Below are 23024 nucleotides of genomic sequence, written 5' to 3' on the forward strand. Positions count from 1 at the left end.
CCAGTGCATCACAGGGGTCGGGCCGGGGGCGCGTCGAGGGGTCAGGAAGGCGTCACGAGGTGGGGAAGTCGTCGGCGGACCTGATCCGGTCGCGGATCCAGACGCCGGCCTCCTTCAGGGACGAGGTGCCCGTCCAGGGACCGTTGCTGTCGCACGTGCCGGTCTTGAAGACGGCGCCCGAGCGGTGGTCGTCGGAGAAGTTCCAGTTGGTCCAGCTGATCTTCTTCGCGGCCATCAGGTCGATGTACTTCTGCGACATGGCGAAGTCGTTGGCGCCCTCACCCGCGTAGTCCTGGGTGCCGAACTCGGTGACGAACATGGGGATCCGGTCGGCGGCCCGGGAGAGGGTGTTCAGGTACTCCTCGCGGTGGGACATCGCGTAGAAGTGGAACGTGTACATGACGTTGGTGGCGTTGACCGGGTTGTCGACGACCTCGGTCTCGCTGCCGCCGTTCGAGACGCCCAGGGAGGACCAGGCGCGGGTGCCGAGCAGGATCGGGGCGTTGCCGTCGATGTTCCGGATGACCGGAACGATCTGCTCGTGGTAGCTCTTGATCCTCGGCCAGGTCACGCTGTCGCCGTTGGGCTCGTTGGCGACCTCGTAGAAGATGTTGTTCTTGTCCTTGTGCCGGTTGGCGATGTCGGTGAAGAACCTCTTGGCGTTCGCCAGGTTGGCGTGCGGGTCGCCGGGCGTGAGCATGTGCCAGTCGACGATCACGTACATGCCGCGCGCGGTGGCCTGGTCGATGAGGGTGTGGGCGAGGTTGGTGAACTTGACCGGGTCGGTCTCCCAGCCGTCCTCCTGGACGTAGGTGGAGACGCGCAGGATGTCGGCCTTCCAGTCCTTGGCGAGGGCGTCGAGCGACCCGTTGGTGAGGCACTGCGGGTACCACTGCGTGCCATGGCTGGACATGCCGCGCAGTTGGACGGGCTTGCCGTACTGGTTGCAGAGCTTGACGCCGCAGACCGTGAGCTGGCCGTTGATCGCGACCGGGGTGTCGCCGACGGGCGGCGCCGTGGCGGTGTCGACCTTGATGTGGTCGACGTTGGGGCCGCCGTTGGCGGTGGTGGCGGTGGCGCGAATGGTGTTGGCGCCCGCCTTGAGGTTCACCGTGAGGGTGGTGGTGGCCCAGGTGGTCCAGGCGCCCGTCCCCGCGAAGGCCTTGCCGGCGGCGGCGACGGTGCCGTTGACGGCGATGTCCATGGGCCGGTTGGTGGTGGTGCCGTTGGCGTAGCGCAGGGTGAGGGTCGCCTGGCCCGCCTGTGCGGCGTTGACGTTCCACTGGACGTATCCGCCGGTGGCGTTGTCGTAGTTGACGAATCCCGTGCCGGTGAAGCCCGCGTGGTTGGACTCGACCGCGCCCCGCGAGACGGTGGCGGTCTCCGCCTCGTGGGTGACGGGGGCCGCGACCGCGGCGGGTGGGGCGGTGGCGAGGCCGAGGAGGAGTGCGGCCGCCGCGGTACCGGCGGCACCCAGGGAACGCAGTCGGAGACGTGCCGATCGTGCCGATGTCATGGGGGTCTCCCGGAACGATGGATTGGAAGGAAAGTTTCCTAACGGATTGAATAGCAGCCCGGGAGAGCAACTCGCAAGGGTCATGACAAGAGACGATGTTCAGCGGGCTGTCGCTCCCCGGACGGTCCCGGCCCCCGTGCGCGGGGCAACCGGGCCTCCTAGCGTGGATCCATGATCCGGTTCGAGCAGGTCAGCAAGGTGTACGCGGACGGCACCACCGCGGTCGACGGCCTCTCCTTCGAGGTGGCCGAGGGGGAACTGGTCACGCTGGTCGGCCCCTCGGGCTGCGGCAAGACGACCACGATGATGATGGTCAACCGGCTGATCGAACCGACCTCGGGCCGGATCCTGGTCGACGGGGAGGACATCGCGAAGGTCGACCCGGTCAGGCTGCGACGGAACATCGGCTACGTCATCCAGCAGGTCGGGCTCTTCCCGCACCGGACCGTCCTCGACAACACCGCGACCGTGCCCGCGCTGCTCGGCTGGAAGAAGGCGAAGGCCAGGGCCCGCGCCGCCGAACTCCTCGACCTGGTCGGCCTCGACCCGGGGACCTACGGCCGGCGCTATCCGGCGCAGCTCTCCGGTGGCCAGCGCCAGCGCGTCGGCGTCGCCCGCGCGCTCGCCGCCGACCCGCCCGTGCTGCTGATGGACGAACCCTTCGGGGCGGTGGACCCGGTGGTCCGCGAGCACCTCCAGAACGAGTTCCTGGGCCTTCAGGCCACCGTGCGCAAGACGGTCCTCCTGGTCACCCACGACATCGAGGAGGCGGTCCGCATGGGCGACCGGATCGCCGTGTACGGGCAGGGCCGCATCGAGCAGTTCGACACCCCGGCGGCCGTGCTCGGCGCGCCCGCCACGCCCTACGTCGCCCAGTTCGTCGGCGCCGACCGGGGGCTCAAGCGGCTCTCGGTCACCACGATCGAACCGGACGACCTGGAACAGCCGTCCGTGGCCCGCCTGGACGAGCCGTCGCCGGACGCGGCGGCCCGGCTGCGGGCGGAAGGGGCCCGCTGGGCCGTCGTCCTGGGCGCCGACGGCGATCTGCACGGCTGGGTCGCCACCGACGTCCTCGCGCTCGCGGGCCAGGAGGGCACGGTCGGCGACCTGGCCCGCCGTATGGAGGCCTGGGTGCCGGTCGGGGCCCCGCTGAAGCAGGCGTTCAGCGAGATGCTCCAGCACGACGCGGGCTGGGTGGCCGTCCTCGACGGGACACGGTTCCTCGGGGTCCTCACGCCGGCGAAGCTCCACGAGGCGCTGCGCCGCTCCGTGGACGCGGACGCCCAGGGCGTGGCCCGGGACGAGGTGGAGTACGACTCGGTCCACGACGTGTGACTCCGTCCACGACGCGTGAGGGGTGCGGCCGTCAGCCCGAGCCGGCGGGGATGAGCTTCTTCTCCTGGAGGTACGTCCGCGCGACGTCCTCCGGAAGGCGGCGCCAGCTGTCCACCTGCTCGTTCATGTTCGCCAGATCGGCCGTGGTCAGCACCGTGTTGAGCCGCCCCAGCGCGGCGGTGACGCGCTCGCCGCCGGCCCGGGCGCGGTTGACCACGGGGACGATGTGATCGGCGTTCTGGAGGTGTTTGTCGTCGGCTAGCAGCACCAGGCCGAACTCGTCGAGCGTGGCGTCGGTCGTCGTCGTCAGGACCATCTGGTCCTCCCCGCTCTGCACCGCCTGCTTGGCCTGTGTGGTGCCCACGCCCTTCGGGTCGACGCCGGTGACGTCGATGCCGTACGTCTCCCTCAGACCGGGCGCGCAGTACGGCCGCTGGACGCACTCGTCGCCCGCCGCGAGCCGTACGGGAAGCTTCGCCGCGCCGACGTCGCTCAGGGTCTTCAGCCTGTGCTGGGCGGCGTACGCGCGCGTGACGGCGAAGGCGTTCTGGTCGACGGCCCGGCCCGCGTCGAGGACCGTCAGGCCGCGCGGTCCGGCGAGCCCGCGCAGGGCCGTCATCGTGGCGGCCAGGTCGGGCGAGCCGACGGTCGGCGCGTCTGGCCCGTGGGCCTTGGCGTTCAGCCAGTCCGCGAAGGTGGCCGCGTACTCCGGTACGACGTCGATCTGACCGCTCTCCAGGGCCGGCTCGTAGATCTCACGGTTGGTCACCGAGAGGATCTTCGTGCCGTACCCGGCGTCTTCGAGGAGCAGCGCGTACATCTGGGCCAGCAGATCGCTCTCGGTGAAGCCCGCGGAGCCGATGGTGAGGTCCTGGCTGTCGCCGGGCGGGGCGGTGACCTCACCCTGGTTCTCGAGCGAGGGGCCGGTGGCACAGCCGGTGAGGGCAGTCGGCGCGGACAGGGCCAGCGCGACCGCCATCGCACCCGCCGCGACACTCCGCCGCCTCATGCCGCGCTCCCCCGCGCCCAGGCCGGGGCGAGGCGCTGCGCACCTTCGAAGACGCCCTCGACCACCAGCGCGAAGAGGGCGACGAGGACCGCGCCCGCGACGACCTGAGGGGTCGAGGCGAGGTTGAACCCGGCGGTGATGATCCGGCCGAGGCCCCCGCCGCCCGCGAGCGCGGCGACGGTCGCGGTCGCCACGAGCTGCACGGCGGCGATACGGACACCGGTGAGGATCAGCGGGAGCGCCAGCGGCAGTTCCACTCCGAAGAGCATCTGCCGGCCGGTCATCCCCATCCCCCGCGCGGCGCGGACGACGTCGGCGTCGACGCCGCGCATGCCGACGTACGCGTTGGTGAGCAGGGGCGGGACGGCGAACAGGACGAGCGCGATGATCGTGGGCCACTCCCCGTACGAACCGATCGGACTGAGCAGCAGCAGGACGAGGACGGCGAAGGTGGGCACGGCGCGGCCGACGTTGGAGAGGTTGACGGCGAGGGCGCCGCCCTTGCCGAGGTGGCCGAGGACCAGCGCGACGGGGAGCGCGATCGCGCAGCTCAGCGCGAGGCAGACGGCCGTCAGGAAGAGGTGCTCGGCGAGGCGGTGCCAGATCCCGTTGTCGCCGGACCAGTTGGCGGCGCTGGTGAGCCAGTCCCAGGTGGCGGAGAGGGTGTTCACGCGGCCTGCCTCCGGGCCCAGGGCGTGAGCAGCCGCTGCGCGCCGAGCAGCAGCAGGTCGGCGACGACCGCGATGATCACACAGAGGACGGAGGCGGTGAGGACCTGCGCCTTGAAGTAGGTGTTCATCCCGGAGTAGATGAGGTTGCCGAGACCGCCGTGGCCGACGATCGCCCCGATGGTGACGAGGGAGACCGCCGAGACGGTGCGATGCGCAGCCCGGCCATCGAGGCGGGGAGCGCGAGCGGCAGCTCGACGGTGAGCAGCAGCCGGACAGGCCCGTAGCCCATGCCGCGCGCGGCCTGCCGGGTGTCCTCGGGTACGGCGCGGAGGCCGGCCAGGATGTTGCGCACGAGCAGGGTGAGCGAGTAGAGCACGAGCCCGGCGATGACCAGTGCGGCGCTCAGCCCGTAGAGGGGCAGGAGCAGCGAGAACATCGCGAGGGACGGGATCGTGTACAGGATCGTGGTGACCCCGAGGACGGGGCCGGCGGCCCCGCGCCAGCGGCGGGCGGCGACGGCGAGGGGCACGGCGAGCAGCAGACCGAGGGCGACGGAGACGACGGTCAGTTGCAGATGCTGGAGGACCGCGTCGCCGAGGATCTCGCTCCGGGAGGTGAGATAGGCGCCGCAGATCCACTCGTTGCGCGCGAGGCAGTCGTCGGGAGGCCCGGTCATCCCCCCATTGCAGGCGGCGGCCCGGAGCAGCGCACTCCGGGCGGGCCGTTCGGGCGGGGCGTGCGGGCCGGGCGACGACCCGCGGACGCCCCGCGGACGCCCCGGATGCTTCCGTGGGCGGCCGCCGGCGGCGGTCACAGCCGGAAGGTGACTCCCCGCCATGTCCAGCCGGCGCCGAGGACCGCGTTCCGCAAGGGGTCCTTCATGTCCCGGGAGTCGAAGCGGAGCGTCTCGACCCGGCGCCGACGGCCGTCGGGCCCGCGCTCGTACGTCCACTCCCGCGCCACCCGGGTCGCGTGCCCGCGGCCGTACTCACGTTCCCGCGCGTCCCACTGTTCGTCGAGGGCGCGCACCACGCGCTCGGCCGGGACGAACCGCATCCGGGTCCGCAAGGTCAGCCGCAGCTCCGGGACCCGCCACTCGGCCACCAGGTCGGCGCGCTCGGCGGCGGTGGCGTGCCGCACCACATAGGGCACGCCCGGGGCGTTGATCCCGAGCAGCGCGGCCCGGACGTCCTCGGTGGAGCGCGGGGCGATGCCGGCTTCGGGGTGTCTGGTGCCGGTGAGTCGGTCGAAGAAGCCCATCCACCGACCCTAGCCGGGGTACCGCTCATGAAGATCGTCGGGCCAGGGTTCGTGCTCCTCGCGCAGGGCCTGTTCGCTGCGCTCCTTGAGCTGCTCGCCCTGCTCCCGCAGCCGGGCGGCCTCCTCGGGGTCGGCGCTCCGCCGTGCCCGCTGGAGAAGATTCTCCGCCTTGTCCCGCTGGTACTGGGCGTGGGCGTGCGCGGCCTCGCCTTCCCTCCTGCTCTCCCGCCCCCCGTCCTCGGGCCCCCTGCTGTCGCGTCCGGACATGGCGCACCTCCTCGGCCTGCGGCTTCCCGCACGACCACGGGGGAAACCCGGCGCCCGCGCGCCGACGCCACGAGCCGGCCGACGCCGAGGGGTGGAGAGCGACGGCGCCCGGCCCGCCTGCTGACACCGGAGGCGGACGGCGACGGCCCGGCCCCCGCTCGGGGGTCCGGGCCGTCGCCGTACGGCTCGCTACTCCTGGATGACGGACAGGACGTTGCCCGCCGGATCGGTGAACCACGCGATCGCGGTCGGCCCCTCGGGGCCCCTGACGACACCCTTGCCGTCGTGCTCGAACTCGGGGTAGCGCTTGAGGGTCACGCCCCGCTTCTCCAGCTCGTCGACGGCCACCTCGATGTCGTCGACGGGGAAGTTCAGGATCGTGAAGGACGCGGGCGTGTGGTCGTCCTTGGGGTAGACGAAGACGTTCGCGCCGCTCCCCAGCTTGATGGTCAGCATGCGCATGGGCCCGTCACCCGACTCCTCCACCTGGAGGCCGAGGGTGTCGCCGTAGAACTGGTGAGCCTTGTCCATGTCGTCGACCGAGAAGCCGCTGAACGCCTTCGACTGTCCGAACATGCCGTTGTCTCCTTCGCGTGTGCCGTTCGGGATCTCCGAGGGCACACCCAGCGGACCACCGACCGGACGCCCGCCACGCGGGCTGACGTCCGGATGGTCTCCGCCCGTCACCCTCAGGGAGCGATCGGCAGCCGGCGCTTGTGGTCGGTCAGCTCGTAGCGGCGGACGATCGAGGCGAACGCGGCCTCCGCGACCGGCTTGCCCTCGAGGAAGTCGTCGATGTCGTCGTAGGTGACGCCGAGCGCGTCCTCGTCGGGCTTGCCCGGGTCGAGGGTCTCCAGGTCGGCCGTCGGGGTCTTCCACACCAGCTCGGCCGGGGCGCCGAGGGCCTCGGCGCAGGCGCGTACGCGACGCTTGGTCAGGCCGGTCAGCGGGACGACGTCGGCCGCGCCGTCGCCGTACTTGGTGAAGAAGCCGGAGACCGCCTCCGCCGCGTGGTCGGTGCCGACCACGAGGCCGTCGTGGGCGCCCGCGACGGCGTACTGCGCGATCATGCGCTGCCGGGCCTTGATGTTGCCCTGGACGAAGTCCTGGTGGTGGGCGTCCCGGAAGGTCACCCCGCCGGCCAGGCAGGCGTCCAGCGCGGCGTCGCTCGACGCCTTGACGTCGACGGTCAGGACCCGGTCGGCGGCGATGAAGCCCAGGGCGAGCTGGGCGTCCTTCTCGTCGGCCTGGACACCGTAGGGCAGGCGCATGGCGTAGAAGGTGGCGTCGTGGCCGGCCGCGCGGGCCCGTTCCACGGCGAGCTGGCAGAGCCGGCCCGCGGTCGTGGAGTCCACGCCGCCGCTGATCCCGAGGACCAGGCTGCGCAGCCCGGTGGAGGTGAGGCGCTCGGCCAGGAAGGCGACACGGCGTTCGATCTCGACGAGCGGATCGAAGGTCGGCGACACCTCGAGTTCCCGGGCGATCTGCTGCTGCAGGGCGGTGGACGCCGCGTCGGTCACGGAGTGCTCCTCGGGGTGGTGCGACGGTACGGGGACGGGCGCGGGCCCGGTACGCCGGTCGGGCACGGATTCCCTCGCCGCGTCCGACTCTATGCGGAAGCGCCCGCGACATGCTGCGCGGGCCCGTCCCGACCGGATGCCGCGGCCGGACTCGCGCGCGTGCGGCGGACTCCCGCGCGGGCGGACTCGGGCCTCAGGCGCGGCGCGCCCTTCGGGCCGCCCGGCACTCGCGGACGAAGACGCGGGCGAAGCTCACCGCCACCCAGAGCAGCAGGACGTTGACGAGCGCTCCGGCCGCACCGAACACCGGCGCCCCGAGGGCGGACGCCGAGTCGGCGGACGGTTCGCCGGAGTCGAAGGGTGCCGACGCCAGGTACAGGCCCACGGCCGCCACTGCCGAGCCGGGGAAGGCCAGGACGTACGGCGCCGCCGAGTCGCCCGGGGAGCCGTCGGCGAGGACGTCGACGAGGACGAGGACGGCCACCGTCCCGACGTAGAGGACGGCTGCGCACAGGGCCCAGGTACGAGGGCGGGGGGAGCTCATGGCCACATTATTGAACACGTTCAAGCCTCGCACGACCCCGCCCCCGAACGAGTTCGACTCCGCACGCGACGGATCCCGTCACGACTCTTTACGGCCATGTCATGCACAGGTAACTTTCGCTCTCGCAAGCGCTTGCAGCAAGTTTCAGGCCAACTTTTCAGCGCCCGCCGCGGCCGCCCCGCCGTGGCCCTGCTCCGGAGAAGAGACGCATGCGACGCACCCCCTTTCTGCGCTTCGGCCGCGCCCCGGCGGCGGCCGTGGCCGCCGCCTGTCTGCTAGGGCTGCTCTCCGCCACTCCGCCGGCGGGCCCGGCCGCCGTGCCCTCGGTGCCCGTCGCGGCGGCGGAGAGCACGGCGACCGTCTTCTACTACACGAAGACCAAGAACTGGTCGGCGTACAACCTCCACTACGCCCCCGACGGGGGCGCCTGGACCGCCGTCCCCGGCGTGGCGATGGAGGCGGCCTGCACGGACTGGGTGAAGAAGACGGTCGCCCTGGGCTCCGCCGAGGGACTCCAGGCCACCTTCAACAACGGCACCGGCACCTGGGACAACAACGGCGGACAGAACTACGACCTCGGCACCGGCACGATCACGGTCAAGGACGGCGTGGTCGCCCACTCCGACCCGTGCGCCGACGGCCCGGGCGAGCCCGGGCCCGGCAACCAGGCCACGGTCTACTACTCCACGGCCGCGCTCGGCTGGACCACCGCCAACCTGCACTACGCCCGCTCCGGCGGCGCCTGGACCACCGCCCCGGGCATCGGCATGGAGGCCGCCTGTACCGGCTGGTGGAAGCGGACCGTCGACCTCGGTACCGCCACCACCTGGAGCGCCGTCTTCAACAACGGCAACGGCGTCTGGGACAACAACAACGGCGCGAACTACGCCCTCTCCGCCGGCACGACGACCGTCAAGGACAGGGTCGTCACCGCTCATGCCGCGAATCCGTGCGCCGCCGAGGTTCCCGACACCCAGGCGCCCAGCGTGCCCGCCGGGGTCGCCGCGAGCGCCGACGGCACGTCCGTCGTCCTGACCTGGGAACCCGCGACCGACAACCAGGGGGTGACGGGCTATCAGGTGACCCGTACCGGCGGTACGGGCGGCACGACGGTCACCGACGTCGGCTCCACCGTCCTCTCCGACACGAACCTGGCGGAGAACACCGCCTACACCTACACCGTCCGGGCCCTCGACGCCGCCGGCAACGCCTCCGCCTCCTCCGCCCCCGTGCGGGCGACCACCGGCACGGCGCCGCCCGCCCCCGACCCGAGCCGCCCGCTCGGAACCGATCCGCGCAAGGACCCGATCTACTTCGTCCTGACCGCCCGCTTCAACGACGGCGACAGCTCGAACAACCGGGGCGGCAGCCAGCACACGAAGTCGGGGAACGCGGCCAACGGCGATCCCATGTTCCGGGGTGACTTCAAGGGGCTGGTGAACAAGCTCGACTACATCAAGGGGCTCGGCTTCTCGGCCGTCTGGATCACCCCCGTGGTGCTCAACCGGTCCGACTACGACTACCACGGGTACCACGGGTACGACTTCTACAAGGTCGACGCCCGTCTGGAGTCGGCCGGCGCCTCGTACCAGGACCTGATCAACGCGGCCCACGCCAAGGGCATGAAGATCTACCAGGACGTCGTCTACAACCACTCCTCCCGCTGGGGCGCCAAGGGCCTGTTCACCCCCAAGGCGTACGGCGTCCGCGACAGCCAGTGGAGCTGGTACTACGACGAGCCGAACTCCTCCTTCGAGTACGACGGACTGACCGTGGAGCCGAAGTCCGGGAAGTCGTACTACAACGGCGATCTGTGGTCGACGGCCGCGCCGGCCGGCAACACCTGCGTCAACTGGGGCACCCCGACCCAGTTCACCTCCCCCGAGGGCTACCGGATCTACAACTGCCAGTGGCCGAACCCCACGTCGGGCATGTTCCCGAAGTCGCTCTACCACAACTGCTGGATCGGCAACTGGGAGGGCGAGGACTCCCGTTCCTGCTGGCTGCACGACGATCTGGCCGACTTCGACACCGAGTCGGCGCCCGTGCAGAACTACCTGATCGGCGCCTACAACAAGTACATCGACATGGGGGTCGACGGCTTCCGCGTCGACACCGCCGTCCACATCCCGCGCACCACCTGGAACCGGCGCTTCCTGCCCGCCATCCAGGAGCGGGTCGCCCAGAAGTTCGGGGCGGAGGCAGCGAAGAACTTCTTCGTCTTCGGCGAGGTCGCCGCCTTCGTCAACGACAAGTGGAACCGCGGCTCGGTCAACCACTCCGCCCAGTTCTACACCTGGAAGGAGCGCAGGGAGTACGACGCCGACGACACCAGGGCCGCCCTGGAGATGTACGACTACGAGCAGCAGCAGGGTACGGCGACCCAGCCCACGTCGAACAACGCGTTCCTGAACGGCAACAGCTACCACACGCCGGACCACAGCAGGTTCTCCGGGATGCACGTCATCGACATGCGCATGCACATGAACTTCGGTGACGCGCAGAACGCCTTCGGCAACGGCAAGGACTCCGACGACAGCTACAACGACGCCACCTACAACGTCGTGTACGTCGACAGCCACGACTACGGGCCCAACAAGAGCAGCGAGCGCTACGCCGGCGGCACGGACGCCTGGGCGGAGAACATGTCGCTGATGTGGACCTTCCGCGGCATCCCGACGCTGTACTACGGCTCCGAGATCGAGTTCCAGAAGGGCAAGAAGATCGACTGCGGGCCCACCTGCCCGCTGGCGACCACGGGCCGCGCCTACTTCGGCGACCATCTCGCCGGGGACGTGAAGGCCTCCGGCTTCTCCACCGTCGAGTCGGCGAGCGGAGCGGTCGCCCAGACCCTCGCCCAGCCGCTGGTCCGGCACGTCCAGCGGCTCAACCAGATCCGCCGGGCGATCCCGGCGCTCCAGATGGGTCAGTACTCCACCGAGGGCGTCAGCGGCTCGATGGCGTACAAGCGCCGCTACACCAGCGGCACGACCGACAGCTTCGCGCTCGTCACGGTCAGCGGCGGGGCCACCTTCACCGGCGTCCCGAACGGCACCTACACGGACGCCGTCACCGGTGACCAGCGGGTCGTCGGCAACGGCACCCTGAGCGTCGCGGCGCCGGGGAAGGGCAACCTGCGGGTGTACGTCCTGAACGGGCCCGGCCGGATCGGCACCGCGGGGCCCTACCTGAAGTAGCGGCCCCAGAGGGAGGGTCGAGATGCGGGCGGGCCGCGGCGTGGACGCCGCGGCCCGCTCCGTCACCGCCTTCCGCCGGCCCTTGTGCCGGGCAGCCGGGGGGCCAGCGTGCCGGCGGCGACCCGCAGCAGCCTGAGGACGACGGGCGGTGGCGCGTCGATGCGGTACCGGCGGCCCAGCCGGGACCACTGGTCCAGGACGCCGAGGAGGCCGGAGTCGCAGAACGTGACCCGGGAGGCGTCGAGGATCAGGTCGGTACAGCCGTCCGCGGCCGCGGAGACGAGTATCGCCCGCAGGGGTGCGGCGCTGTAGTGGTCGATCTCTCCGGTCAGCCGGACGAGGAGGGTCACGGGGCCGACGCGCTCACAGGAGTGGACGACTATGCCCCCGGGCGCGGTGTCCGCGCCCGGGTCGGGCACGGGAGGCCGGTGCGTCTCGGTCAGTATCGGTGCGGTGCTCGCGGTACTCACATACCCATCAACGGCCCTCGGGCACGCTCCGGAGAACGTGGCACGCCGTCCGGTCACCCCACCAGGCATCAGTGATCCACTTACGGGGGACACCGAGCACCTCGGGACGGGCTCGTGTCACTCCGGCCCCGGGCCCGCCGGAAGCGGGCGGGACCGTCGGGGAGCGCCACGACCGGGGCCCCTCGGCTTCACCCTCACCCTCACCCTCGACTTCACCTTCACTCTCGCTCTCACCCTTGCCCCACGCCTCACCGTCCGCGGTCGGCCTCGGTGCCGGGCGGGGTGCGGCCCAGGGGCGCGCCCGACGGGTCGCCGTCGGCTCGGCCGGAGCCCTCGCTCGCCTCCGCCTTCTGCGCGATGTTGCGGGCCATGCCGCCGAACACGACGGCGTGGAACGGCGAGACGCTCCACCAGTAGGCGTGACCGGCAAGGCCCCGGGGGTGGAACAGCGCCCGCTGGCGGTAGCGGCTCCCCCGCTCGCCGTCGCTCTCGGCGCACATCTCCAGCCAGGCGAGTCCCGGGAGCCGCATCTCGGCGCGCAGGCGCAGCAGCCGGCCGCGCTCGATCTCCTCCACCCGCCAGAAGTCCAGCGAGTCGCCGACCCTCAGGCGCGTGGCATCGCGCCGGCCGCGGCGCAGCCCGACGCCGCCGACGAGCCGGTCGAACCAGCCGCGGACGGCCCAGGCGAGCGGGAAGGAGTACCAGCCGTTCTCGCCGCCGATTCCCTCGACGACCCGCCACAGCGCCTCCGGTGACGCGTCGACGGCGAGTTCGCGCACGTCGGTGTAGAGGCTGCCGCCCGCCCAGTCGGGGTCCGTGGGCAGTGGATCACTGGGCGCTCCGGGCACGGACGCGGAGGACCAGCGGGTGACGACCTGGGCGTCGCGGACCCGCTGCAGCGCGAGGTCGAGCGCCCGGTCGAAGGGGACGGGGGTGCCGGGCGGGTCCGGTACCCAGTCGGCGATGTCGTGCTCGTCGCAGACGACCTCGTATTTGAGCGACTCCGCGAGCGGGCGGGCGATGGACCGCGGCACCGGGGTGACCAGGCCGATCCAGTGGCTGGACAGGCGGGGCGTCAGAACCGGCACGGGGACGATGAGCCGCCGGGAGAGCCCGGCGACGGCGGCGTAGCGGCGCATCATGCCGAGGTAGGTGAGGACGTCGGGACCGCCGATGTCGAAGGCACGGCAGACGTCCTCGGGCATACGGGCGCTGCCGACCAGATAGCGCAGAACGTCCCGGACGGCGATGGGCTGGATCCGGGTGCGCACCCAGCTCGGGGTGACCATCACCGGCAGACGCTCGGTCAGATAGCGGAGGATCTCGAAGGAGGCCGAGCCGGAGCCGATGATGACCGCGGCGCGGAGCACGGTGGTGGGGACACCCGACTCCAGGAGGATGCGCCCGACCTCGGCCCGGGAGCGCAGGTGCGGGGACAGCGACTCGGCGGGTACGTCACGGGGGGTGAGTCCGCCGAGGTAGACGATGCGGCGGACCCCGGCCGCGCGGGCCTGTTCGGCGAAGGTCCGGGCGGCGAGCCGGTCGGTGCGTTCGAAGTCGTGGCCGCCGCCCAGGGCGTGCACCAGGTAATAGGCGACGTCGATGTCCTGGAGGGCGGGGGCGAGGGTCTCGGCGTCGGTGACGTCACCGCGTACGACCTCCACGTCGTCGGACCAGGGCTGGTCGCGCAGTTTCGCGGGGGTTCGGGCCAGGCAGCGGACCCGGTGTCCGGCCTTCAGGAGTTCGGGGACCAGGCGGCCGCCGATGTAGCCGGTGGCGCCGGTGACGAGGCACCGCAGCCCCTGGGTCCCGTGCCCTTGTGCGTCCGTCATGGAGCTGCTCCGTTCCGCTGTCGGGGAGAACACGTACCCGTGTCGCGCTCCGCCGCCGACCGGGGCCTTCGTCGGTCTCTTCCCTGAGCGCGGTCGCCGCGGATGCGCGGACGGGTATCTATAGGCTGATCGTGTGGCCAGCACAGAAGAGTCCGAGACCGGTGGCGCCGCGCCCGAGAGCACACCCGGCGATCTGCAGAGTTTCGCCGTCGCGCTGCGGCGGACGAACGGAGAGATCAACCGTCTGGTCCACGGTTTCGCACTCGCGCAGGGTCTGCATCCCACGGACGTGCAGGCCCTCTCCGTCGTCCTCGACAGCCCGGAGCCGCTGACCCCCGGCCGTCTGCGTGAGCATCTGGGGCTGACCTCGGGGGCGGTCACCGCCTGCCTGGACCGGCTCGAGCGGGCCGGGCACATCCGCCGCTCCCGTGAGAGCGCGGACCGCAGGGTCGTCCACGTGCATTACGTCGAGGGGGCGAAGGCCGCCGCGCGCAGCCACTTCATGCCGCTGGCCCAGGCCGCCGAGCGGGCCCGGGGCCGGTTCGACGCGGACGAGCTGGCCGTCGCCCTGCGGTTCCTGAGCGCGCTCAACGAGGAGCTCGGCGAGCTGCGCGTACCGAGGCGCTGACCCGGACGGGTGTCGCCCTCACGGGTGCATCCGTGAGGGGCCGCGCGCCGGAAGAGGCGTCCGAGCGGGGCGTCTCCCTATCCTCACGTGCCCCCTGTCCCCACGTCCGTACGCGCATGGTTCAATCTCTCTCAATCATTGAGATTCTTTTCTGTTGAGATACTTCCGTGAGCTACCCGCCTGGAGTCCGTATGTCCAGCCCCACACGATGGGCCGGCCGTCTGCTGCCCCTCGTCCTGCTCGTCGTCTGGCTCGCCGTCGGCGGCGGGCTCGGTCCGTACGCCGGGAAGCTGGGCGAGGTCGCCACCAACGACCAGGCCGCCTTCCTCCCGCGCAGCGCCGAGTCCACCCGGGTGATCGAGGCCCAGCGCGCGTTCCGACAGGACGAGACGCTCCCCGCGCTCGTCGTCTGGACCGCCCCCGGCGGCAGCCCGATCGATGCCGGACAGCGGTCCGCGGCGACCCGCGCGCTGGCCACGCTCACCGGGGTGCCCGGTGTCGTCGGGACGCCGTCCCCGGCCCTGCCCTCCGAGGACGGGGAGGCGCTGCGCGGTGTCGTCCAGCTCCGCCCCGATCTCGGTGAGGAGCTGGCCCCCACGCTCGGCGCGATCGACCGGGCGGCTTCCACGGTGCCCGGGACCACGGTCTGGCTCGCCGGTCCCGCGGCCACCCAGGCCGATCTGTCGGACGCCTTCGCCGGCATCGACGGACTGCTCCTCGCGGTCGCCCTCGTGACGGTGCTGCTCATCCTGCTGCTCGTCTACCGCAGCGTCCTGCTGCCCCTGGTGATCATCCTCGGCGCGGTGTTCTCGCTCGGACTCGCCTGTGCCGTCGTCTACGTGCTCGCCGACCACGACGTCCTGCGCGTGGACGGCCAGGTCCAGGGCATCCTGTCGATCCTGGTGATCGGCGCGGCCACCGACTACGCGCTGCTCCTGGCCGTCCGCTACCGGGAGGAGCTCGCCCGCCACGAAAGGGACCGCGTCCCGGCCATGCGCGCCGCGCTGCGCCAGTCGGTCGGGCCCATCACGGCCAGCGCGGCCACCGTGGCGCTCGGCCTGCTCGCGCTGCTCTTCAGCGATCTGACCAACAACCGGGCCCTCGGACCGGTGGGCGCCATCGGCATCGTCTGCGCCGTACTCAGCGCCCTGACCTTCCTGCCGGCCGTCCTCGTCCTCCTCGGGCGCGCCGCGTACTGGCCCGCCAAGCCGCGGTCCTCGGAGACCGAGGGCGGCGGCCACGGCGTCTGGCGCCGGGTGGCCGCACTGGTGGACCGTGCTCCGCGCAAGGTGTGGGCGGCGACCCTCGCCGGTCTGCTCGCGTGCGCCGCCTTCGCCCCGGCCCTCGACTCCAGGGGTGTTCCGCTCGACGAGATCTTCGTGAACGACGCCCCCTCCGTCGCCGCGCAGCAGACCCTGGGCCGTCACTTCCCCGGCGGGGCGGGCAACCCCGCCGTCGTGATCGCCGAGGCGGGCGCCCTGGCCGAGGTGACCCTGGCGGCCGAGGGTGTCGAGGGCGTGGACTCCGCCACCGCGGTAACGGCCTCCGGACGCCCCGGGGCCGGCGCGCCCCTGGTCGTCGACGGACGGGTCCGCGTCGACGTCACCCTGGCCGACGCGGCCGACAGCGACGCGGCCAAGGACACCGTCGCCCGGCTCCGTACGGCCGTGCACGCGGTTCCGGGGGCGGAGGCCCTGGTCGGCGGCTACACCGCGCAGCGGTACGACACCCAGCGGACCGCCGAACGCGACCGGATGCTCATCGTGCCGGTGGTGCTCGCCATCATCCTGGTCATCCTGGTCGGTCTGCTCCGCTCCCTGCTGCTGCCGCTGCTGCTGGTCGCCACGGTGGCCCTCAACTTCGTGGCCACGCTCGGGGTATCGGCCCTGGTCTTCGAGCACGTCTTCGGCTTCACGGGCACGGACTCGTCCGTTCCGCTGTACGGATTCGTGTTCCTCGTCGCCCTCGGCGTGGACTACAACATCTTCCTGATGTCCCGGGTACGGGAGGAGTCGCTGCGCCACGGGGTGCGCGAGGGCGTGCTGCGCGGGCTGACCGCGACCGGCGGGGTCATCACCTCCGCCGGTGTCGTCCTGGCCGCCACGTTCGCGGCCCTGGGCGTCATTCCGCTCGCGTTCCTGGTGCAGATCGCCTTCATCGTCGCGTTCGGCGTCCTGCTGGACACGCTGGTCGTACGGTCGCTGCTGGTCCCGGCGCTCGTACGGGATCTCGGCCGGACGGCCTGGTGGCCGGGCGCGCTCAGCCGGCGCCCGGAACCGGACTCCCCCGCCGCCTGAGGGCACGCGCCGCCCGGCTCCGGGAGCCGGGCGGCGCGTCCTTACGGGTCCGGGGCCCGCCGGTCATCTGGTCCCGTCGGCGGGGCCGACGTGTTCGCCGGGGGTCGCGAGCTCCTCCACCGCGTCGGCACCGACGACCGCGCCCGTCGACTTCTTCGCACGGCGCAGCCGGCGCTCCAGCCAGCCGGCGAAGGTGGTGAGCGCGAAGTTCAGGATCACGAAGATAACGGCGACGACGGTGAAGCTGGCGATGGTGTTGGCGCCGTAGTTGGCGCTCATCGGGCGCACGGACGCGAGCAGCTCGGAGAAGCCGAGCATCGCTCCGCCGAGCGCGGTGTCCTTGACGATGACGACGAGCTGGCTGACGAGGGCCGGGAGCATCGCGGTGACCGACTGGGGCAGCAGGACGTTCGTCATGGTCTGGCCCTTGCGCATGCCGATGGCCTTGGCGGCGTCGGTCTGGCCCCGGGGCAGGGAGAGGATCCCGGCCCGGACCACCTCGGCGAGCACCGAGGCGTTGTAGAGGACGAGGCCGGTGACGACCGCGTAGAGCGGCCGGCTCTCCGGGCTGATGTCGGTGAACTCCGAAAAGGCGGCGTTGGCGAAGAGCATCAGGATGAGCACGGGGATGGCGCGGAAGAACTCCACGACAGTGCCGGCCACGCCCCGCACCCAGCGGTGGTCGGAGAGCCGGCCGATGCCGAGCAGGGCTCCGACGGGCAGTGCGATGACCACGGCGAGCGCGGCGGCGACAAGGGTGTTCTTCAGGGCGGGCAGGAGGAACGTGGTCCACGTGCGGGAGTCGGTGAAGAAGGGGGACCACTTGGCCCATTCCAGCTGCCCCTGGTCGACGAGGGTCAGTACGACCCACCAGATCACCGCGCCGAGGGCGATCAGGAAGAGCACGGTGTAGAGGACGTTGCGGCGCTTCGCACGCTTCCCCGGGACGTCGTAGAGGACGGTGGGCTTGGTCTTCATCGCTTCACCGCCACCTTCTTGCTCACCCAGCCGAGCAAGAGCCCCATGGGCAGTGTGAGGCAGATGAAGCCGACCGCGAAGATCACCGAGATGAGGATGAGCTGGGCCTCGTTCTCGATCATCTCCCGCATGAGCAGGGCGGCTTCGGCGACGCCGATGGCCGCGGCCACGGTGGTGTTCTTGGTGAGGGCGATCAGCACGTTCGCCAGGGGTCCGACCACCGAGCGGAAGGCCTGCGGCAGCACGATCAGGCGCAGTACCTGGGGGAAGTTGAGTCCGATCGCGCGGGCCGCCTCGACCTGACCGAGGGGCACGGTGTTGATGCCGGAGCGCACCGCCTCGCAGACGAAGGCGGAGGTGTACGCGGTCAGTCCGAGGACGGCGAGCCGGAAGTTGATGGTGGTGAAGTCGTCCGCACCCATGTTGACCCCGAGCGTCTGGAACAGACCGAGCGAGGTGAAGACGATGATGACCGTCAGGGGGATGTTGCGGACGATGTTCACGTAGGCGGTGCCGAAGCCCCGCATCAGGGGGACGGGGCTGACGCGCATGGCGGCCAGCAGCGTCCCCCAGATCAGGGAGCCGATCGCCGAGTAGACGGTGAGCTGCACCGTCACCCAGAAGGCTCCCAGCAGGTCGTACCCTTCGAGGAAGTCGAACACGTGGGCCTGCCGCTCACTTGACGACGACGCCGACCTCCGGCGCGGGCTCGTTCTGGTACTCCGCCGGTCCGAAGTTCTTCTTCACGGCTGCGTCCCAGGATCCGTCGGCGACCATCTTCTCGAGGGCGTCGTTGATCTGCTCCTTGAGTTCGCTTCCCTCCTGGACGCCGATTCCGTAGTTCTCGTTGCTCATCTCGAAGCCACCGAGCTTGAACTTGCCCTCGAACTCCGGCTGCGAGGCGTAACCGGCGAGAATCGCGTCATCGGTGGTGACCGCGTCGATCACGCCGTTCTCCAGGCCGGTCAGGCACTCCGAATAGCCGCCGTACTCCTGGAGCTGCGCGTCGGGGGCGATCTTGTCCTTGACGTTCTGCGCGGACGTGGAGCCGGTGACCGAGCAGAGCTTCTTGTTGTTCAGGTCCTCGGGCTTGGTGATGGAGTTGTCGTCGGCGCGGATCAGCACGTCCTGGTGGGCCAGGAGGTACGGACCGGCGAAGTCGACCTTCTCCTCCCGCTGGTCGTTGATCGAGTAGGAGGCCGCGATGAAGTCGACGTCGCCTCGTTCCAGCATCGTCTCGCGGTCGGCGCTCTTGGCCTCCTTCCACTCGATGTCGCCGGGTTCGCGGCCGAGCTGCTGGGCCACGTAGGTCGCCACGTCGACGTCGAAGCCGGTGTACGTGCCGTCCGGCGTCTTCAGCCCGACGCCGGGCTGGTCGTACTTGATGCCGACGGTGATCTTCTCTTCGTCACCGCTCGACCCGTTCCCGCTGTCGCCGCCGCAGGCGGCCAGGGAGAAGGAGAGGGTGAGAGCGGCGGCGGCTGCCACCACGGCTTTGGTGAGCTTGCGCGGGTTCATGTGATCACCCCAGGGGGCTGCTGTGAGCGGCGGCCACGGTTCAGTGGTGCAGGATCTTCGAGAGGAAGTCCTTGGCGCGGTCGCTGCTCGGATTGCTGAAGAACTGGTCGGGTGTGGTCTCCTCGACGATCCGGCCGTCCGCCATGAACACCACGCGGTTGGCTGCGGAGCGCGCGAAACCCATCTCGTGCGTGACGACGACCATGGTCATCCCGTCACGGGCGAGCTGCTGCATGACCTCCAGTACCTCGTTGATCATCTCGGGGTCCAGCGCGGAGGTCGGCTCGTCGAAGAGCATGACCTTCGGCTCCATGGCCAGCGCCCGGGCGATCGCGACGCGCTGTTGCTGGCCGCCGGAGAGCTGGGCGGGGTACTTGTCGGCCTGGGAGGCGACCCCGACGCGGTCGAGCAGCTCGCGGGCCCGCTGCTCGGCGGCCTTCTTGTCCTTCTTGCGGACCTTGATCTGGCCGAGGGTGACGTTCTCGAGCACGGTCTTGTGCGCGAAGAGGTTGAACGACTGGAAGACCATGCCGACATCGGCGCGGAGGGCGGCCAGCTCGCGGCCCTCGGCGGGCAGCGGCTTGCCGTCGATGGCTATCTCGCCGGAGTCGATGGTCTCCAGGCGGTTGATGGCCCGGCACAGGGTCGACTTGCCGCCGCCGGACGGACCGATGACGACGACGACCTCGCCACGGCCGACGGTCAGGTCGATGGACTGGAGCACATGGAGCTCGCCGAAGTACTTGTCGACGTCCTTCAGCACGACGAGCGCGTCGGGCATGGCAGCCTCCTGGTTCGCCGCCCCCACCCTCCTCACGTTCATGCTCCGCCCTCGACCGGTTTACTGCACGCCGGACGCCCGTCGCGGGGCGAAGCCGGGGGGCGATATGAAAACGATTGTCATGGCGATGCGGTCAGCCGGTCGGGCCCGGCCCGGGCGCCGGCTCCTCCGCGAGGACGCGCCCGGCCACGGCGAAGGCCGCGTTGGCGGCCGGTACGCCGCAGTAGACCGCGGTCTGGAGCAGTACGGCCCCGATCTCCTCGGGCGTGAGCCCGTTGCGGCGGGCCGCCCGGACGTGCATCGCCAGCTCGTCGAGATGGCCGCGGGCCACCAGCGCCGTAAGAGTGACCAGGCTCCGTTCGCGCCGGGAGAGGGTGGGGTCGGTCCAGACCTCGCCCCAGGCGTAGCGCGCGATGAAATCCTGGAAGGGCGCCGTGAACGCCGTCTGGCCCGCCTGCGCACGGTCCACGTGCGCGTCGCCGAGGACCTGACGGCGGACCTCCATGCCCCGCTTCGCGCCCCCGTCCGTGAAGTGGCCGCGCAACGCGGCGAGGACGGCCTCGGGCCGCTCGGCGGGCACCAGGTGCGAGGCCCCCGCGATCTCGGTGAGCGTCGCGCCGGGGACCGCGTCCGCGATCTCCCGCAGATGGGCGGGCGGGGTCGCGGGGTCCTCCCGCCCGGCGACGAGGAGGGTGGGGGCGGTGATCGAGGAGAGCCGGTCTCGCAGGTCGAAGGCGGCGAGCGCGTCGCAGCACGCGGCGTAGGCCTCCGGGTCCGCCTCGCGGTGGTCGGCGACGAGCTCCGGGACGGTGAAGCCTGGGGTGAACCAGCGGGCAGGGGCCGTGTCCGCGAGTGCGGCGAGGCCCTCGCGGCGCACGGTCGCCGCGCGTTCGGCCCAGTGCGCGGCGGGCCCGAAGTGCGCGGAGGAGCAGAGGACGGCGAGCCGCTCCACCCGCTGGGGCTGGTGTGCGGCGAGGTGCAGGCCGACCGCGCCGCCGAGGGAGACCCCGGCGTACGAGAAGCGTTCGGCGCCGAGCGCGTCGGCGAGGTCGCGTACGAGACGGGCCAGGTCGGCGACGGTCGCGCCGGGGCCGATGAGGGAGGCGGGTGAGCCGCCGTGGCCGGGCAGGTCCCAGCGGACGACCCGGTGGGTGGCCGAGAGTTCGGGCGCGACGGCGTCCCAGAGGGCGGTGGAGGTGCCGAGCGAGGGGCCGAGGATCAGCACGGGCGCGGTGACCGGCCCCTCGACGCGGTGGTGCAGTCCCGCGAACGGCGGCGGGGTGGTGGCGGTCACGGTCGCTCCAGGGCGCGGTCGGTCAGGGCTCGGGCGGAGCCGGTGTAGCGGGTGGGGTCGGTGAGCTCGTCGAGGTCGAGGCCCTTCACCTCGGGGATTCCGGCGAGCAGTTCGGCGAGGGGGCGACCCTCGGCGCGGGCACGCAGGGCGAGTTCGGTGAGGAGTTCCTTCGCCCGGACGCGTCCGAGGAGAGGGGCGAGAGCGGCGGAGAGCCGCTCGGAGACGATCGACCCGCCGGTGAGACCGAGGTGGTGACGCATGACATCGGCGTGCACCCGTAGCCCCGAGGCCAGTTCGGCGGCGTCGCGGGCCGCGCCGCCGACGAGCCGGAGCAGCTCGCGCAGCGGCTCCCACTCGGCGTGCCAGGCGCCGGCCGGCCGCTCGTCCTCGGCGGCCAGCGAGCCGTACAGCGTGGCGGCGAGGTGCGGAGCGCGCCGCGCGGCCGTGGCGACGAGCGTGGCGCGCACGGGGTTCGTCTTGTGCGGCATGGCGGAGGAGCCTCCGCCCGTCCCCTCCGTGACCTCGGCGATCTCGGTGCGGGAGAGGGTGAGGACATCGACGGCGGTCTTCCCGAGGGCCCCGGCGGTGAAGGCGACGGCTCCGGCGAGGTCGGCGATCGGGGTGCGCAGGGTGTGCCAGGGCAGCATGGGCTCCACGAGGCCGGTCTCCCGCGCGTAGGCGGCCACGAGCCGGTCGGCGCTCCCCGCGGCGCCTTCGCCGTACGCGTCGAAGGCGGCCAAGGTGCCCGCGGCGCCGCCGAGTTGGGCGGGCAGGGAGTTGCGTACCGTACGGATCCGGTCGCGCGCGTCGAGTACGAGCGCGCGCCAGCCGGCCGCCTTGAGCCCGAAGGTGGTGGGCACGGCGTGCTGGGTGAGGGTACGGCCGGGCATGGCCGTGTCCCGGTGCGCGGCTGCCAGCGCGCCCAGGGCCCGCTCCGTACGGTCGAGGTCGTCCAGGACCGGTCCCAGCGCGCGGCGCGCGACCAGCATCGTCGCGGTGTCCATGATGTCCTGGCTCGTCGCTCCCCGATGGACGTACGCGCGCCACTCCCCCGGCACCGCGGCCGAGAGGTCCGCGACGAGCGGGATGACGGGGTTGCCCCCGGCCCGGGCGCGCAGGGCGATGTCGCGTACGTCGAAGCGTGCGGTGTCCGCCGCGGCTGCCGTGACCGCGTCGGCGGCCGCCTCCGGCGCCTGCCCGGTGGCGGCCTGGGCGCGGGTGAGGGCCGCCTCCGCGTCGAGGAGCGCCCGCAGGAACGCGGGGTCGCCGGTCGCCGCCTCGGCCGGGGAGCCCGCGCGACCCGGAGCGAGGAGGCCCACATCGGTGGGGTCGGACGTCATGTGAACTCCAGGAAGACCGTCTCGCCCTCGCCCTGAAGGCGGATGTCGAAGCGGTATGTACGGGGCGCGATCCGCTCGTCGGGGGTGGCGACCAGCGTGGTGCGGCGCTCGGGCGGGAGCGCGTCGAGCAGCGTGTCGGCGCCGTCCCGCAGATACGCCCGGGTGAAGAGGTGGTGCAGCAGGCCGCGGGCGAAGACACAGACGCTGACGTACGGCAGGCCCGTGTTGCCGGGCGGCAGCGTGGCGAGCGCGTAATGGCCGTCGGCGTCCGTGGCGACCCGGCCGAAGCCGGTGAAGTCGGTTCCGTTGCGGCCGAGATGGCCGCCGGTGACGGGGTCGCGGCGCATCGACCCGGGCGCGCCGGTGAGGGAGCCGTCGGGTGCGGCCTGCCAGAAGTCGAGGAGCGCGTCGGGGACGGGAGCGCCCTCACCGTCGTACACGTGTCCGTGCAGGACGATCCGGTCCGGGTGGCCGTCCGGTGCCATGCGCTCTCCGCCGGGGAAGGGCAGGGCGTAGCCGTAGAAGGGGCCGACGGTGTGGGACGGGGTGGGGAGGAGCGGCATCGCG

The 23024-nt window shown here is 71.7% G+C and carries 21 protein-coding genes and 1 pseudogene; 4 read left to right on the forward strand and 18 right to left on the reverse strand.

Features of this window, described 5'->3' with window-relative positions:
- Positions 1-52 precede the first annotated feature (52 nt).
- Complete coding sequence (locus ACFY8U_RS01450; RefSeq protein WP_389564139.1) at positions 53-1600, reverse strand: cellulase family glycosylhydrolase; 1548 nt, start codon at positions 1598-1600, stop codon at positions 53-55.
- Between the two features lie 87 nt (positions 1601-1687).
- Between ACFY8U_RS01450 and ACFY8U_RS01455 the strand changes: the two genes are divergently transcribed.
- On the forward strand, positions 1688-2851 hold the full coding sequence (locus ACFY8U_RS01455) for an ABC transporter ATP-binding protein (protein WP_389564142.1): 1164 nt from the start codon (positions 1688-1690) through the stop codon (positions 2849-2851).
- Between the two features lie 31 nt (positions 2852-2882).
- On the opposite strand, the gene ACFY8U_RS01460 is transcribed toward ACFY8U_RS01455, so the two are convergent.
- The 8 genes and pseudogenes from ACFY8U_RS01460 to ACFY8U_RS01495 form a co-directional block, all read right to left on the reverse strand.
- Positions 2883-3830 (reverse strand): ABC transporter substrate-binding protein, encoded by a 948-nt coding sequence (locus ACFY8U_RS01460; protein ID WP_389566092.1) that lies wholly within the window; start codon positions 3828-3830, stop codon positions 2883-2885.
- Positions 3831-3856: 26 nt separating this feature from the next.
- Positions 3857-4531, reverse strand: a complete 675-nt coding sequence (locus tag ACFY8U_RS01465) for an ABC transporter permease (protein ID WP_389564144.1) — start codon at positions 4529-4531, stop codon at positions 3857-3859.
- Positions 4528-5207 (reverse strand): annotated as a pseudogene (locus tag ACFY8U_RS01470) (ABC transporter permease). The gene ACFY8U_RS01465 and the pseudogene ACFY8U_RS01470 overlap by 4 nt, the downstream one beginning before the upstream one ends.
- A gap of 134 nt (positions 5208-5341) precedes the next feature.
- Positions 5342-5791, reverse strand: coding sequence for a hypothetical protein (locus ACFY8U_RS01475; RefSeq protein ID WP_389564146.1), 450 nt, complete (start codon positions 5789-5791; stop codon positions 5342-5344).
- Between the two features lie 9 nt (positions 5792-5800).
- Positions 5801-6058, reverse strand: a complete 258-nt coding sequence (locus tag ACFY8U_RS01480) for a DUF6381 family protein (RefSeq protein WP_389564148.1) — start codon at positions 6056-6058, stop codon at positions 5801-5803.
- A gap of 189 nt (positions 6059-6247) precedes the next feature.
- Entirely contained in the window at positions 6248-6634 is a 387-nt protein-coding gene (locus ACFY8U_RS01485; protein WP_389564151.1) for a VOC family protein, read from the reverse strand.
- Positions 6635-6747: 113 nt separating this feature from the next.
- Positions 6748-7578, reverse strand: a complete 831-nt coding sequence (gene nadE / locus ACFY8U_RS01490; RefSeq protein WP_361431631.1) for an ammonia-dependent NAD(+) synthetase — start codon at positions 7576-7578, stop codon at positions 6748-6750.
- Positions 7579-7771: 193 nt separating this feature from the next.
- Positions 7772-8122: a hypothetical protein gene (locus tag ACFY8U_RS01495; protein WP_389564154.1), complete on the reverse strand. Its 351-nt coding sequence runs from the start codon at positions 8120-8122 to the stop codon at positions 7772-7774.
- 209 nt (positions 8123-8331) lie between these two features.
- Between ACFY8U_RS01495 and ACFY8U_RS01500 the strand changes: the two genes are divergently transcribed.
- Positions 8332-11319 (forward strand): carbohydrate binding domain-containing protein, encoded by a 2988-nt coding sequence (locus ACFY8U_RS01500; protein ID WP_389564157.1) that lies wholly within the window; start codon positions 8332-8334, stop codon positions 11317-11319.
- Positions 11320-11381: 62 nt separating this feature from the next.
- Here the strand turns inward: ACFY8U_RS01500 and ACFY8U_RS01505 are convergent, their stop codons facing one another.
- Together ACFY8U_RS01505 and ACFY8U_RS01510 are read right to left on the reverse strand one after the other, a co-directional pair.
- Positions 11382-11789: an STAS domain-containing protein gene (locus tag ACFY8U_RS01505; protein ID WP_389564159.1), complete on the reverse strand. Its 408-nt coding sequence runs from the start codon at positions 11787-11789 to the stop codon at positions 11382-11384.
- 248 nt (positions 11790-12037) lie between these two features.
- Positions 12038-13621: an SDR family oxidoreductase gene (locus ACFY8U_RS01510; protein ID WP_389564161.1), complete on the reverse strand. Its 1584-nt coding sequence runs from the start codon at positions 13619-13621 to the stop codon at positions 12038-12040.
- Positions 13622-13754: 133 nt separating this feature from the next.
- On the opposite strand from ACFY8U_RS01510, the gene ACFY8U_RS01515 reads away from it, so the two are divergent.
- Both ACFY8U_RS01515 and ACFY8U_RS01520 read left to right on the forward strand, forming a co-directional pair.
- Positions 13755-14249 carry a MarR family winged helix-turn-helix transcriptional regulator gene (locus ACFY8U_RS01515; protein WP_389564164.1) on the forward strand — a complete coding sequence of 165 codons (495 nt, stop codon included), beginning with the start codon at positions 13755-13757 and terminating at the stop codon, positions 14247-14249.
- 191 nt (positions 14250-14440) lie between these two features.
- A complete protein-coding gene (locus ACFY8U_RS01520) occupies positions 14441-16546 on the forward strand; it encodes an MMPL family transporter (protein WP_389564167.1) in 2106 nt (701 codons plus the stop codon).
- A 63-nt stretch (positions 16547-16609) separates the two neighbouring features.
- Here the strand turns inward: ACFY8U_RS01520 and ACFY8U_RS01525 are convergent, their stop codons facing one another.
- The 7 genes from ACFY8U_RS01525 to pcaG form a co-directional block, all read right to left on the reverse strand.
- Positions 16610-17524: an amino acid ABC transporter permease gene (locus tag ACFY8U_RS01525; RefSeq protein WP_389564170.1), complete on the reverse strand. Its 915-nt coding sequence runs from the start codon at positions 17522-17524 to the stop codon at positions 16610-16612.
- Positions 17521-18186, reverse strand: coding sequence for an amino acid ABC transporter permease (locus ACFY8U_RS01530; protein WP_361666184.1), 666 nt, complete (start codon positions 18184-18186; stop codon positions 17521-17523). Before ACFY8U_RS01530 ends, ACFY8U_RS01525 begins: the two co-directional genes overlap by 4 nt.
- Before the next feature lie 13 nt (positions 18187-18199).
- Entirely contained in the window at positions 18200-19042 is an 843-nt protein-coding gene (locus ACFY8U_RS01535; protein WP_389564174.1) for a glutamate ABC transporter substrate-binding protein, read from the reverse strand.
- A 40-nt stretch (positions 19043-19082) separates the two neighbouring features.
- Complete coding sequence (locus tag ACFY8U_RS01540; RefSeq protein ID WP_361431611.1) at positions 19083-19823, reverse strand: amino acid ABC transporter ATP-binding protein; 741 nt, start codon at positions 19821-19823, stop codon at positions 19083-19085.
- 133 nt (positions 19824-19956) lie between these two features.
- Complete coding sequence (gene pcaD / locus ACFY8U_RS01545; RefSeq protein ID WP_389564177.1) at positions 19957-21117, reverse strand: 3-oxoadipate enol-lactonase; 1161 nt, start codon at positions 21115-21117, stop codon at positions 19957-19959.
- On the reverse strand, positions 21114-22457 hold the full coding sequence (gene pcaB, locus ACFY8U_RS01550) for a 3-carboxy-cis,cis-muconate cycloisomerase (RefSeq protein ID WP_389564180.1): 1344 nt from the start codon (positions 22455-22457) through the stop codon (positions 21114-21116). Before pcaB ends, pcaD begins: the two co-directional genes overlap by 4 nt.
- The gene (gene pcaG / locus ACFY8U_RS01555; RefSeq protein WP_389564183.1) at positions 22454-23020 is read right to left on the reverse strand and encodes a protocatechuate 3,4-dioxygenase subunit alpha; all 567 of its coding nucleotides are present in this window, start codon (positions 23018-23020) and stop codon (positions 22454-22456) included. Before pcaG ends, pcaB begins: the two co-directional genes overlap by 4 nt.
- Positions 23021-23024: the final 4 nt, after the last annotated feature.

This window comes from Streptomyces sp. NPDC012508 (genome assembly GCF_042902595.1).
Taxonomy (GTDB): Bacteria; Actinomycetota; Actinomycetes; order Streptomycetales; family Streptomycetaceae; genus Streptomyces.